Below are 12,545 nucleotides of genomic sequence, written 5' to 3'. Positions count from 1 at the left end.
TATTTTGATATTTAGATGAGAATGAGAATAATTCAGCCAAAAAAAAGATTTCCTAAAAATATAATTTATGCTAACTTTGTGCCATATTGATAATTTAATATCGGTTTTTGTAACAACTTACTTTTTTTTCATAACTTTAATATGGAATTCAACATAGCTGAAGCAGTGCAAGAATAATTAACCTTTTTAATAATAAAAATTATGATAATACAATATCAAGGTGAACAATACGGAAAAGCGACAACGTTTACATTAAGAATCATAGGGAATAACCTCTCTAAAAGCAGTTCTAATTATCAAATAGATTTGCTGGTAGGCGATAAGCAGCTGCCGACTTTTACAACTTCAATTCACCAAAGTTTATCTAATTGCTTAAAAGAAATCTATTTATTCAGAAAACATAACGGAATAAAATTCAATGCTTCTTCTGAAAAAGTCTCGTTGCCTTTAGTACCGTATGATCAAGTTTTATACAATTATAATAAATATGCTTTGTTTATGGCGTAATTGCTTATAAAACATAGAAATATAAAAAAAGACCGTTCTGTTTGAACGGTCTTTTTTTATGTCCTAACTACTATAAAAAAAGCTCCAGATTTCTCTGAAGCTTTTTGTATTTTGTTTAAATTTTATTACTTCAAACGAATCATTTTAGTTTGTGTATTAAAAGAAACTTCAATAGAATCTTTATATCTCTTTTTAACAATTAATCCGTTTATAGGATCGTTGACTTTAAGCTTACAAACTTTTGAATCTATTTTCAGCAAAACTAATTCTTCATTTTTAGAACCAATGTATCCGTAATAAGTTAGGGCAGGCCAGTGAAGGTTTGGATCTGATTTTGGCGCAGTTGGTGTAACAGCTTTTTTTACAGGCTTATAATAACTATGAGAAAGGATTTTTCTAGGAACTGCAACAGCAGTTTGAAATTCTTTATTTAAAAACGGATCTCGGTTTATTTTTTCTAGTTTAAAAGTGTCTTTATTAATTTGATTTATAGTTGTATTGCCATGCTGATTCTCTTTTTCAAGAATCATTTCACTGCTAGAAAATTGACGATTGATTGCCCTATACCCAACAGTTCCCCAAAGCCCAAGAACGACTATAATTAAAATTATATTTATTTTCTTTTTAGCCATATTTAATTAACCGTAAACTTAAATCCTGCACTGTTTGTACCAATATTTCCTGCTTCATCAACAGCTCTAACCCTCCAATAATATACACCTGTTGCTGAAAAAGATTGTTGTAAAGTTACAGTATTACTGTTTTGAGTCTGCACAATTGTACTGAAATCAGCATCGCTGGCAAATTCTACAATATAAGAAATTGGTGATTTTGCATTTCCAGTATCTGTTGCAATGCTCCAAGTATAAGCAACATTCGTATTGGCAGTTTGCGTTGAATTATCTGCTGGCGAAGTGTTTTTTGGCTGATTTGGAGGTGTTGTATCAATATTAAATTTACGTGCTGAATACTGCTTTGTTTCACTGTCAGTGTTTTTGGCTTTTAGTCTCCATTCATAATTCCCATCTGCTAAAGCAGTCAAATCAAGCGTCACTGTCGTAGTTGTCAAATCAGTTTTAGAATATACTTCTTGGCTGGTTGCTGTGTTTACAACTTTAACACTATAGCTTGTTGCATTTTTTAATGCTTGCCAATTTAAGGTAACAGCAATAAAATTCAAAAATTTTTCATTATCAGGACTTGACAAAATAACTTGCTGATTGGTTAAATCATTTGGGATTGAGGTCGAAAAATTCGAGGGAAATGAGTAAACAGATTCATAGGCATAATTTTCTCCTCTTACTCTCCAAACATATTTTCCCGAACTCAAAGGCAATGTAATGCTAGTTTTTGTAGTTAAGGAATCTAATATTAAAACCTGATCTGATTCGTATACCTGAATGCGGTATTTATCGGCACCCTTCAAAGTGTTCCATTTAAAACTTGCTACATTACTCTCAATAACAGCATTGTTTATTGGAGAAATAATTTGAACAGTATCGTCGCTGATGTCTTCTTCAAGAATGTCTTCGCAAGAATAGGTAAGGATTGCTAAGGCAATTAGTATAAGTTTATTTATTGTTTTCATAGTTTTGGAAAATCATTTTTAAATGTAAAACTTCAGATTTGTTGTTCTTTTTTGTAGTGTAAAAATTCATGCTTACTATTCTTGACAGATTAAATTTCTTTTCGAAATTATAAGCCAGATTCAAAAGCTGATTGCTGTTTCCTGTAACATCCAGCTGGTTTGTAATAATATGATAGTCATCTTCAGGAAAGTCATGTATAGGTTTTAAGTCGCTTATTGAAACTTCAGGAGAATTTTCAGAAGCAAAACTTACGATTCCTTGCTGTACCATTTCTTTGGTAACTCCTTCTTTTCCGATAATCTTGTCCAGATAAGTGATGTCTTTTGTTAAGCCATCGGTATTTTTGGCCTTTTTATTAATGTCATTTGCTTTTTTTGATAATGTTCTGTATTCCATAACAACATCAAATAAAGTATGAAAGGATCTTTTATATGCTGTAATCGACAGTATACAAAAGAGCACTATCAATGCAAAAAATTTTTGTTTATATGAATAATTTTCAAACATTTTTCAGGGTTATTTTTATTTCAAATATTGATTTATTTTTCTTGTCCTTTTTTAAACTGATAATTTCAAAACGCTGAACCCAGTCCATTTTTTTTAAGCCTTCAAGCCAATTATTAAACGATGATTCCTGAAATGTCTCACCTTTGATTATGATAATTTTGCTCTCAAAAAAAGCTTTTTTATTTTCTTTATACTCTTCTTTTAATGGAATAATATTTAACTCATTTAAAGAGATATTTGCCGGAACAGTCTTTATAAGTTCATAGCCGTAATACGAAAGAAATTTGGATGATAAAACGCCTGACTCTTTTAGAATGTTTAATTTTTTTTCTTTCTGCGCTTCTAAATCTAATATGAGCTGATAAGACTGATTTGAATATACGGTCTGCAGATTGAGTTCTGAATTTTTTGTGCCATAATATTGAATCATAAAATAGCTAGCCATTAATGAAATAAGAAAACCAATCAAAATAGCAGCACCTAAAAATTCAAAAGATTTTTTATAAATTAATTCTTCACTGCTTAAAGTTGGATTGATGGTTTTTGAAACCTCTTTTGGCTTTATAAAAAAGTGAATAATAGCTCCATATAAAGGTAAAAAAGTACTTGAAACATTTTCTTCTCCAATTTTGTACTCTGTTTTTTTAGTTTCATTTTGCTTTGCAAAACTTAAAATTTTATCATTTTCAAATTCTAAACGCAGATCATTAGAAAATAAGATTAGTTTTTTCAGCACATTATTCAACAACGCTGCCAAAAACGAACCGATATAAACATCGACAATTTGGAAACCGTTTTTTTGAAATTTTGATATAATTTCTTCAACAATATTTTTTCTGCAAAAACTGATGAAATTCGATTTTAATCCTTTTAAATCGGTATAGTAAATGGCGTTGTAATCGATGTTCTTTTGCCAGTTTACATCAGCTTCGTTTTCAAAATTAATTTCTTTATTTAAAACTCCTTTTCCTTCAATCACAATCAAAAGTGGCGTCTTTTTATCGGCTGTTTTGCTCAGTTCTTCAAAGCTTTCAAAACTTTGTTTTGATACAATAGAAATCTTGTTTGCTTTCTTTTTTATAGTAAGCAAGTTATATATTTCATAATCTTCTTTTTTGATTACTCCAACGACATTTATGTCATTCAGTTTTATGAATTTAGATAAAGTAGCTAACATTAATAAATAACGGTTGGTTTAATAAAAATATGAAGCTTCGAATCGCTTTTTCCTTTCTTTCTGCTGCTGAAAAACCATTTTATAATTGGAATTCTAGAGATTAGCGGTGTGCCAGTTCCTGAATTTTCTTTCTTTAATTCATCTAAACCGCCAAGTAAAATCATTTCACCATTTTTTACTCTTACTAAAGATTCAAATTTTTGAGTTGCTTTTCCTGGAGGTGCATCTTCACCAACTCTGGCCAAGAAAGAACTTTTTTCTACAGCAATTGTTAAGGTTACATTCTCATCTGTAGATACATATGGTTTAATAGAAACACTCAAATTAGCATCAGTAGATTTCCAAGTTCCTGAATTCAAGATGTCATTACCAATATTGCTGTTTATCAATCTATTGTTTTGTTCAAAATAATAACTGGTTTCTCCAATAGATAATTTGGCTTCGTGTCCGCTTATTGTGGCAATTTTAGGAGTAGATTCTATTTTTAAAACAGAGTTGTTTTCAAGAAGTTTTAAATTAAGATAAAAAGATTCTGTTACTTTTCCGAGTTTAAAAAGGCCAAAACCATTAAAAGCATCTATCAAGCTGTTTACAGAAGACCCGTTTAAACTTACATCAGCATTTGGAAATAAAACGCCTCCGGTTTTGACAGAATTTATTTTGTCTAAACCAGCTTTCATGCCGGTTTGAATATCATACGATTTGTTATACTGAACAATGATAACCTCAATTTGTACCATTGGCACTACCTTGTCAATTTGCTTTATGTAGATTTTTAATTCTTCAAGAATAGAACGTGAACCCGAAACAATTAATCCGTTCAATTCTACGAACTCTTTTATTTCTAACTTTTCAGAAAACACTTTAGGCAATGTAGAAATAATAGATTCAATAGATCTGTTTTCGAGCTGAATTAATTCAGTTACTCTCAAACCTTCTGTGGCTTCTTCTCCAATTAAATATAAGTTGCCTTGCTTCTTAAAAGTATATTTTTTTCCTTTAAAGATGTGTGCTAAAAGTTCATCAAATGTAATATTGTCGGCAGAAAGAGTTGTTTTCTCGTTTTCAGGCTTGTTGTATAAAAAGTAATTAATGTGAAGTTTTTCAGCTGCTTCTGTCAATAAATCAGATGCGTCAGCGATATAAGCATTCACTTGTAAAAAGCCTTGTTTATTAATATTTACTTCGTAAAATCCTGGAACTCCCAGGCTTACTTTTGGCTGTTTTGCTTTTGTAGTTGTACTTTGTATGCTGGCATTTGCAGCCGTGCTTTTTTGTATGAAATATAAACCATTATCGTCTTTAGTTGCTGCTAAATCATTTGATTTTGACATCATTTCAATTACCTGATCAAACGGTCGATTTAAAATATAAGATGAAACTCTAATGTTTTTTACATCCTGCGCTAAGATTAGATTCTTGCCAGATTTATCAATAATGGCTTTTACAACGGCCGATAAAGTATCATTTTCCAATCTTACAGATAAAAAATCATTTTGCGGATTATAACTTACATCAATAACCTTAGGCTGTTTTTTTTCTATAACAGCAATAATTTTTCTTTTTTTGAAGATGATAATGTTGTTCATAAACGAAACTTCAAGATCATATTTTTGAACAAGATGTATAAAAACATCTTTTACAGTTACATCAAAAAAGTTATTAGCAACAGGCTGATTCATATCAATATCAACATCTACATTTAGTTGATGTTCTTCTGCAATTGACGAAATAAAATCATGAAGCGTAAGTCCAGAAACATCAATTTTCATAGTTTCATTTAGCCCTTTTTTTTGTATCGACAATTCGTCAAATTTTCTACTTAATTCAGTAATATCCTGTTGCGCCACAATGATATTAGTGAAAAATAACGCAACTAGTACGCAAACAACTTGTTTAAGCATTTGTTTATATGTTTATTAAAATTGAATATATTTCTTCTAGAGATGTTTCTCCTTTGGCTAAAATCTCAAATGCTTTTTCTGGCAATGATTTATAATTTTTGTCATTACTGTATAATTTTGTAATCGTATTATTTTTAATTGCTTCTGTAATCACATTGTCAATATTTAAAATTTCATAGATAGCTGTTCTACCTTTGTATCCGGTATGAAAACATTTATTACAGCCAACAGGTTTGTTGTAAGAAGTTATTTCATAAGGGAATTTAAAATTCAGCGGAAAATCTTTTGGATTACAGTTGGTTTCTTTTTTGCAGTTATCACAAAGTTTTCGAACTAATCGCTGTGCAACAGACAGATTAAGAGTTTCTGCAATTAAATAAGAAGGAACTCCCATATCTATCAGCCTTGAAATCGTACCAATTGCCGAATTTGTATGTATCGTGGACAGCACCAAATGCCCAGTCAATGAAGCACGAATTGCCATTAAAGCAGTTTCAGAATCACGAATTTCTCCAAGCATAATTACATCAGGATCCTGACGTAAAAATGATTTTAAGGCAGATGAAAAAGTTAATCCAATATCTTCTTTTAGCTGTACCTGATTAATACCTTTTAAAGTATATTCTATCGGGTCTTCGACCGTAACAATGTTTCTTCGGCTATCGTTTAAAAGTCTTAAAGTGGCGTATAGGGTAGTGGTTTTTCCAGAACCCGTTGGACCGCTTATCAAGATAATGCCATTAGGTTTTTTAACCGCTTCTAAATAACTTTCCAGTTCTTCTTTTTGCAGGCCTAAAGTATTCAAATCTATATTAGAAGCATCCTGGCCTAAAAGACGCATCACTATTTTTTCTCCAAATAAAGTGGGCAGAATAGAAACCCTGATATCAAAAGATTCATTGGTAATTCTACCGTCTTGTGGCAATCTTTTCTCGGTAATATTTAGTTTTGCTTTAATTTTTACCTTATTCACTAATTCAAGATAATTTTCGCGCTCAATTTTGTAGCGCTCAATTAACTGACCGTCAATTCTAAATCGAATGCGGGATGAATCTTCATAAACCTCAAAATGAATATCACTGCATTTTAATGATTTTGCTTCTGTTAATAAATTTTCCAGAAAATCACCTTTGTCTACATTCAATGATTTGTTTGAGCTTAAGGCTCTTTCTTTTCTATAATAAATAGATAATGCTTTTTCTATTTCAGAAGCATCTACGGGATGAAAAACAATATTTTTTCCTAGAAAAAGTTCAAGTTCATCTTTTGCGTCTTCATTATTATTCGAATCATCAACATATAATTCCAGAGTGTTTTCGAAAAAAGATTTTGGTAATATTCGATATTGATTTGCAAGATCATTAGTGACCATGTGCTGTACTTCAGAAACGATTACGATATCTTGTGTCATTATAGTAAAGTGATTTTTTGAAAAAACAAATAATGGTCTTTCAGTAGCATAATGAATAAAAACAAAGATGAAAATCCAGCCAGTGGAACCGTTTCTTCTTTAATAAATTTCTTTAATCCAAATTGAAGAAGAATGGCAAATATCATGGATAAAATAAAAAACAAAATGTAATTCTTTAATAGAAACAAAGGCGTAATCGCTGCATAAAATAGCAAGTCACCCAATCCAAAATAATGCTGGAAAGGATTTAGAAATTTTTTAGATTTCAGACTCATGTATGTTGTTAAAATGCTTAATGTAATTAGAAAAAAACTCAGGTTAAAAGCTATAATTTTAACCCAATCATAGTTTTTTATCGAGATTATTAAGATGGATAAACTGAAAATTAATATTGGCAATACAATATGAATTTTGCGGTATTTCCAGTCCTGAATAAAAATTACGATCAAACATAGCAACAAAATTGCTGGGGCTATTTTCAATTTATTCTTTTGTTACTTCTGTTAATATTTTTTTACTGTCGATCTCCCATGTATTAAAACTGCCGTCACTGTCTAAATCAGATGTGGCTGTTGCTCTAGCTGAAAAAGAATCATTTGAAGCTTCTAAAATTTCAATTTTGTAAACTGCCTGACCTCCTTCATCAACTGTTTTTTCTTGTTCAAAACCAATTTCTTCTAAACTGCCAGAGTATTTCGAATGTCTATAGAAATAACTTTTTTCAAGTCCATACACTTGATTAAGCATCGCTTGCGCTTCAATAGCTTTTGCTTGACCAATTACTGAAGTTTGATTTGGCAAAACCATCAAAAGCAATATGCCGATGATGCATAAAACGATTAAGATTTCTGTCAAAGAGTACGCTTTAACTTTAAGCTTTTGGTTTAATTTGTGGTATTTTTCAATCTTATTTAACATGTATGTGATTTTTTTCTTTGTTATTGATATTCATGCTATTTGTTTATAATCTTACTTAAATCGAACATTGGGGCATACATAGACACCATAATAACCCCGACAATTGCGCCAATCACAATGATAATCATGGGTTCTAAAATGACACCAATCATCTTGGTCTGGTGACTAATTTCTTCGTTGTATTGCTCCGTTAATCTTTCAAACATTGTTTCCAGCTGATTGACCTGCTCTGCAACTTCTACCATTGAAACCATCTTGTTTTCGAATACACTGTGTTTCTTTAAACTTTCGTGCAGAGAAGCTCCTCTTGTAATGTCTTCCTTTATCTGATGAATAGCAATTTCGATCGGATAAAAACTAATCATTTTTGCAGTTAGTGATAATGAATTTATTAAAGTTGTTCGAGACGTGATCAATAAATTCATCGCTTGACAAAAACGAGAGATGTATATTTTTCGAATTAAATTTCCAAAATATGGGATTTTTAAAATCATTTTTGTCGTAAACGATCTATAGCTATCCTTTTCTTTTAAAAGCATATGAATGGCTATTAAACCCATTATTACTCCAATTAAAACAGAAAAAATTAATCCAGAATGATTTGATATTTTCAGGATAATCTGTGTGCTTTTTGGCAATTCACTTCCAAATTGTTTAAAGACCGAGCTAAACATCGGAACTACTTTGTTCAGCATAAAATAAAGAACCAAAATCGTTACCAGCATAACAATCGTTGGATAAGTCATAACTGATATAATTTGCCTTTTCATCTGAATTTTTCGGTTGAAGTACTTTTGCAATTCACCTAAAACTTCTTCTAATTTTCTGGTTTCTTCACCAATTTGAATACTGTAATATTCATACGCTGAAAATTGATTGCTTTCTCGCATCGATTCGTAAATACTTCTTCCTTCGACTACTTTTTCCTTAATTTGAAGAATCAGTTCTTTCTCGAATTTATTAGCAGATTGATTGCTCAGAATTTCCAGCGCTTTTTTAAAATCAACACCCGATCTTAAAAGCATGCCAAGCTCTCTATAAAAAATTTCCTTTTTTTTATCAGAAAGTTTTTTAGAGAACTGAAAAGAACCGGTTTCAATTTTGAAATCCTGTTTTTCTGCTTTTGGGGCTTTATATGTGGTTAAATCAAAACTCATTATTTTTTTATCGTTTGCAATAATTCATTAGGATAAACTCTTTTGTAAAATCGTAAATCCAGCTCTTTTTCATTTGATTCGATGCTTAATTTCAATTTCTGAAATACAAACTGCTGTGATTTGCTTTTTACCGTATCAATCAATATTCTATTTAATTTGATTTGGAACGTATCGACAAAGGTTTCGCTGGTTCTCAAAATATAATCTTCTGAAAACTGATAAGAAACGCTTTCGCCACTGTATCCATTAAAATTAATTTCACTTTCTAAAACCGTCATTTTTTCTTTCTCAAAAATATCTTTGTTTATACTGTATGTCAATCTGTTTAAATCATTTACCAATTGATTTTGATTTTTAAAATCCAACATTCTTCCTGTAATAATCGAAAAAATAACAAACAAGACACCCATAATAATTGCCGTTATAGCCATACCTACTACTGCTTCGATTATTGAGAAAGCGGGTACTGATTTTGAGCTATTTTGGATTTTGAACATAAAAACTTTTTTGAAATTTAAATTGCGAACTGTCTTTATATTGTATTGATATTTTTTTTAAATCATCATTAATTGTTTCTTCTTCTATCAGCAGATTTTCGTTGTCACTTTCAGTATTTAGCGAGTCACTTTTTATTTGCTGTAAATAAAAAAGTTCATTGACTTTATTTTGAGTGCTGTAAAATTTAGCAGATGTTTTTGGCGTGTAAACCGATGCAAAGATCATTACTGCAAAATACAGGCAAATCGAAATTATTGTTAAAGCAATAACCGATTCTAATATAGAATTGGCTGGGACTTTATAATACCTTTTTGATAATACCATAAGTTGTTTTTTGAGTGTTAAACAATGGAATCGAAACGTAATAATCTGGACGTTTTAAGACGTTAATTTCAATATTTTGGATCAAATTTTCATAGTTAGATGCTTCAGTTTTAAGAAAGAAGCGATTGGTGTAAACAGAACCATAAACATCACTTTTAAGCATTAATTTTCCAGAGCAGTACAGATCGCCAAAAACCAATCCATCTTCATCTATTTCTATTGAATTCTTATCAATAAGGTTATCTGTATTGCCAAATAAAACAACAGCACCACTTATCCTGCATTCTTTTTTTATTTTAATTTTTGATTCCTCTGAACTTTCATTATAAATGCAAATTACAGACGGATAATTTAAAATTACTTTTTCTTCAAGTTCAATTCCCTTTGTAGCAAATACTTGTACAGTTCCTTTAAAACCGGTTTCAAAAGTTATTTTCGGCGCTATTATAATAACATCTTCAAGCACTGTACTTTTTTTTACGCGAATCGAATCTTCAGATCTTAAAATAAAGTTTCCTTTAAAAATTACATTAGCTAAATTTGATCCTACCTGAATCTCTTTTGTGCTGTTAAAAAAGGAATTATAATATAAAGAATCTTGAGGTTTCTCGACATTAGAAAGTTTTGCTTTTTCTGATTTCAATCCCTGAAACATTTTTTTGAATTCAGGATTGATTTCAGGTAAATGCTTTTCTGAAATTGTAATTTTTCCTTCTGCTGAAAGTTTACTTAGATCATTGTTGATGTAGGAAGTTTCAATAAAAGTACTCGGCAATTGATTATTTCCAACCAATTTTACTGTTCCCGAATAGAATAGTGGTTTTGAAAAATCAGTTAAATAAACAGCATTTTTATCAAGATGATGTGCTCCGGCAAAATGTACCGAAGACACCGTGTCATTTGAAATATAGGATTGCGCCAACACAAGTGTAAGTAATCCATAGGATTTTGTTTCATAACTGCCTTCAATGCCTGAATCTTCATCCTTTTCAATTTCTTCAGAAACCATTTTGTTACCCAAAGCAAAGTTTATAACCGATTGATTTTGAATATAAAGTTCTTCCTGAAGATTATAATACAAATTAAGCTGATTGTACAAATTTGAAAAATAAAGCAGTGCTCCACAAATAATAGATACAATCAAACAAATGTAAATGGCATATAACAAACTGTGCGCCTTAACCATTACTGTTGAGTTTTATCCTTCTTTTTAAAAAGATTTTTAAAGAACGCTTCAATTTTTGAATCTTTTTTAGGCTCATTTTTAGCTTGTTGTTTTGCTCGTTCTTTGGCTTCCTTTTTTGCTGTCTTATTTGCTTTTTTATTTATTGATTCTTTCTCCTTTTCTGCCTTGGCCTTTTCTTTGGCTGCAGTTTTTTCTTCTTTTGTTTTTGCTTTATATGCAACAAGTTTAGCGGCGTCAGATGTTGCGTCTAATTCTTTTTGCATTTCTTGAGCATTTTGTAATCTGATGCTGTCGTGCTTGATTCTGTATTTTTCAGATTTGGTAAAAGTTTCTTTTTTCTTAACAATTACGCCTCTTTTGTAAGTAAGTATTTCTTTGGTCTCGTTATTGGTCCATTTTCCAGTTTTAAGATCAGAACTGAATTTTCCGTTTTCAACTAATTGACCGCTTTCATTATATCTAAAATACTTTCCAGATCGTAAACCATTGCTGTAAGATAGAGTAGTAGCGATAACACCGTTTTGGTGCCAGGTTTTCCACTTGCCTACACGCAAACCATTTTTAAATTGCCCTTGTTCTGCCAATTGGTTGCTGTGAAACATTTTAGTAAACTTGTCATCAAGCAAATCTCCTGCGATACCTCCTTGCGCTTCATGAATAAGACCGCCTTTAAACCAGTAATATGTTTTTGTGGTTTTAGGCGTTATTTTTTTGTCTGTTGTGTAAAATTCATATCTGAACTCTTTATCAGAAATTCGTTTGATCGCATAAGGATCACCAAACGAAACTAATGCGAGCGCAAAAAAGGCTAAAATATAACGTGGTATTATGAATGTTTTCAATGGAAAGTTTTAATTTTAAATGTGAACAATATACTTTTTACTAAATACCGCAGCTCTTTATTTCTGGCAGTACTCTTTACACCTAAGTTATTTTGCTGAACAAAAGTATTTTATATTTATTTAATTTGTTTACGGCTTTCCTCATTTTGGTTTTTTTTCATGAAAATTTATTTCTGATAATTTCTCATCATAACTAAATAAATTTCAGCAAAGAAAATAACGCAATGCAAAAAGAATATAATAGGGTATAGAATATGATGTAGCGGAATTTTATAAACAGCAGAAAGATATTTTTTTGTTTTCATAGAAAAATAATTTGTACGTTTGATAGGACTAATTTTTTATTAAATGGAGTAGGGAATTCTTACTTCTTAATTTATTTCTTTTGAATATTGATTAACACATGTAGATTAAAAAAAACTTCATTTAATTAACTTTTAAATGTCAAAAAGCGCCTAAAAATGTATTTTTAAAGGTTTTAATATTGCTTGGAAGTTCTTTTGTTTATTGGGTTTAATGATGTTT

The 12,545-nt window shown here is 30.5% G+C and carries 14 protein-coding genes; 1 reads left to right on the top strand and 13 read right to left on the bottom strand.

Annotated elements, in window-relative coordinates:
* Positions 1–201 precede the first annotated feature (201 nt).
* A complete protein-coding gene (locus tag IRZ83_RS17045; protein WP_194570455.1) occupies positions 202–507 on the top strand; it encodes a hypothetical protein in 306 nt (101 codons plus the stop codon).
* Positions 508–632: 125 nt separating this feature from the next.
* Here the strand turns inward: IRZ83_RS17045 and IRZ83_RS17040 are convergent, their stop codons facing one another.
* The 13 genes from IRZ83_RS17040 to IRZ83_RS16980 all read right to left on the bottom strand — a co-directional run bounded on the left by IRZ83_RS17040 (position 633) and on the right by IRZ83_RS16980 (position 12,020).
* Positions 633–1,139 (bottom strand): hypothetical protein, encoded by a 507-nt coding sequence (locus IRZ83_RS17040; protein ID WP_194570454.1) that lies wholly within the window; start codon positions 1,137–1,139, stop codon positions 633–635.
* Between the two features lie 2 nt (positions 1,140–1,141).
* Positions 1,142–2,095 carry a hypothetical protein gene (locus IRZ83_RS17035; protein ID WP_194570453.1) on the bottom strand — a complete coding sequence of 318 codons (954 nt, stop codon included), beginning with the start codon at positions 2,093–2,095 and terminating at the stop codon, positions 1,142–1,144.
* A complete protein-coding gene (locus IRZ83_RS17030; protein WP_194570452.1) occupies positions 2,079–2,492 on the bottom strand; it encodes a hypothetical protein in 414 nt (137 codons plus the stop codon). The genes IRZ83_RS17035 and IRZ83_RS17030 overlap by 17 nt, the downstream gene beginning before the upstream one ends.
* 103 nt (positions 2,493–2,595) lie before the next feature.
* Positions 2,596–3,780: a hypothetical protein gene (locus tag IRZ83_RS17025; RefSeq protein WP_194570451.1), complete on the bottom strand. Its 1,185-nt coding sequence runs from the start codon at positions 3,778–3,780 to the stop codon at positions 2,596–2,598.
* The gene (locus tag IRZ83_RS17020) at positions 3,780–5,684 is read right to left on the bottom strand and encodes a type II secretion system protein GspD (protein ID WP_029273354.1); all 1,905 of its coding nucleotides are present in this window, start codon (positions 5,682–5,684) and stop codon (positions 3,780–3,782) included. The genes IRZ83_RS17025 and IRZ83_RS17020 overlap by 1 nt, the downstream gene beginning before the upstream one ends.
* A gap of 4 nt (positions 5,685–5,688) precedes the next feature.
* Positions 5,689–7,095, bottom strand: a complete 1,407-nt coding sequence (locus tag IRZ83_RS17015) for a GspE/PulE family protein (protein WP_029273355.1) — start codon at positions 7,093–7,095, stop codon at positions 5,689–5,691.
* The gene (locus IRZ83_RS19645; RefSeq protein ID WP_410505351.1) at positions 7,095–7,553 is read right to left on the bottom strand and encodes a prepilin peptidase; all 459 of its coding nucleotides are present in this window, start codon (positions 7,551–7,553) and stop codon (positions 7,095–7,097) included. Before IRZ83_RS19645 ends, IRZ83_RS17015 begins: the two co-directional genes overlap by 1 nt.
* A 25-nt stretch (positions 7,554–7,578) precedes the next feature.
* On the bottom strand, positions 7,579–8,013 hold the full coding sequence (locus tag IRZ83_RS17005) for a type IV pilin protein (RefSeq protein WP_029273357.1): 435 nt from the start codon (positions 8,011–8,013) through the stop codon (positions 7,579–7,581).
* Between the two features lie 35 nt (positions 8,014–8,048).
* On the bottom strand, positions 8,049–9,170 hold the full coding sequence (locus IRZ83_RS17000; RefSeq protein WP_194570450.1) for a type II secretion system F family protein: 1,122 nt from the start codon (positions 9,168–9,170) through the stop codon (positions 8,049–8,051).
* On the bottom strand, positions 9,170–9,667 hold the full coding sequence (locus IRZ83_RS16995; RefSeq protein ID WP_029273359.1) for a type II secretion system protein J: 498 nt from the start codon (positions 9,665–9,667) through the stop codon (positions 9,170–9,172). Before IRZ83_RS16995 ends, IRZ83_RS17000 begins: the two co-directional genes overlap by 1 nt.
* The gene (locus IRZ83_RS16990) at positions 9,648–9,992 is read right to left on the bottom strand and encodes a hypothetical protein (RefSeq protein WP_029273360.1); all 345 of its coding nucleotides are present in this window, start codon (positions 9,990–9,992) and stop codon (positions 9,648–9,650) included. Before IRZ83_RS16990 ends, IRZ83_RS16995 begins: the two co-directional genes overlap by 20 nt.
* The gene (locus IRZ83_RS16985) at positions 9,967–11,178 is read right to left on the bottom strand and encodes a hypothetical protein (RefSeq protein ID WP_194570449.1); all 1,212 of its coding nucleotides are present in this window, start codon (positions 11,176–11,178) and stop codon (positions 9,967–9,969) included. The genes IRZ83_RS16990 and IRZ83_RS16985 overlap by 26 nt, the downstream gene beginning before the upstream one ends.
* Positions 11,178–12,020 (bottom strand): toxin-antitoxin system YwqK family antitoxin, encoded by an 843-nt coding sequence (locus tag IRZ83_RS16980; protein WP_194570448.1) that lies wholly within the window; start codon positions 12,018–12,020, stop codon positions 11,178–11,180. The genes IRZ83_RS16985 and IRZ83_RS16980 overlap by 1 nt, the downstream gene beginning before the upstream one ends.
* Positions 12,021–12,545: the final 525 nt, after the last annotated feature.

This window comes from Flavobacterium sp. JLP, from assembly GCF_015350755.1.
In the GTDB taxonomy this organism is placed as follows: domain Bacteria; phylum Bacteroidota; class Bacteroidia; order Flavobacteriales; family Flavobacteriaceae; genus Flavobacterium.
This window is presented reverse-complemented; position numbering and strand designations above follow the sequence as displayed.

Bases quoted from the DNA above. Each gene is read 5' to 3' on its own strand.
- IRZ83_RS17045 (WP_194570455.1), top strand. From the start codon at position 202: ATGATAATACAATATCAAGGTGAACAATACGGAAAAGCGACAACGTTT.
- IRZ83_RS16995 (WP_029273359.1), bottom strand. From the start codon at position 9,667: ATGTTCAAAATCCAAAATAGCTCAAAATCAGTACCCGCTTTCTCAATA.
- IRZ83_RS17020 (WP_029273354.1), bottom strand. From the start codon at position 5,684: ATGCTTAAACAAGTTGTTTGCGTACTAGTTGCGTTATTTTTCACTAAT.
- IRZ83_RS17030 (WP_194570452.1), bottom strand. From the start codon at position 2,492: ATGGAATACAGAACATTATCAAAAAAAGCAAATGACATTAATAAAAAG.
- IRZ83_RS16985 (WP_194570449.1), bottom strand. From the start codon at position 11,178: ATGGTTAAGGCGCACAGTTTGTTATATGCCATTTACATTTGTTTGATT.
- IRZ83_RS17005 (WP_029273357.1), bottom strand. From the start codon at position 8,013: ATGTTAAATAAGATTGAAAAATACCACAAATTAAACCAAAAGCTTAAA.
- IRZ83_RS17015 (WP_029273355.1), bottom strand. From the start codon at position 7,095: ATGACACAAGATATCGTAATCGTTTCTGAAGTACAGCACATGGTCACT.
- IRZ83_RS17035 (WP_194570453.1), bottom strand. From the start codon at position 2,095: ATGAAAACAATAAATAAACTTATACTAATTGCCTTAGCAATCCTTACC.
- IRZ83_RS16990 (WP_029273360.1), bottom strand. From the start codon at position 9,992: ATGGTATTATCAAAAAGGTATTATAAAGTCCCAGCCAATTCTATATTA.
- IRZ83_RS17040 (WP_194570454.1), bottom strand. From the start codon at position 1,139: ATGGCTAAAAAGAAAATAAATATAATTTTAATTATAGTCGTTCTTGGG.
- IRZ83_RS17000 (WP_194570450.1), bottom strand. From the start codon at position 9,170: ATGAGTTTTGATTTAACCACATATAAAGCCCCAAAAGCAGAAAAACAG.
- IRZ83_RS17025 (WP_194570451.1), bottom strand. From the start codon at position 3,780: ATGTTAGCTACTTTATCTAAATTCATAAAACTGAATGACATAAATGTC.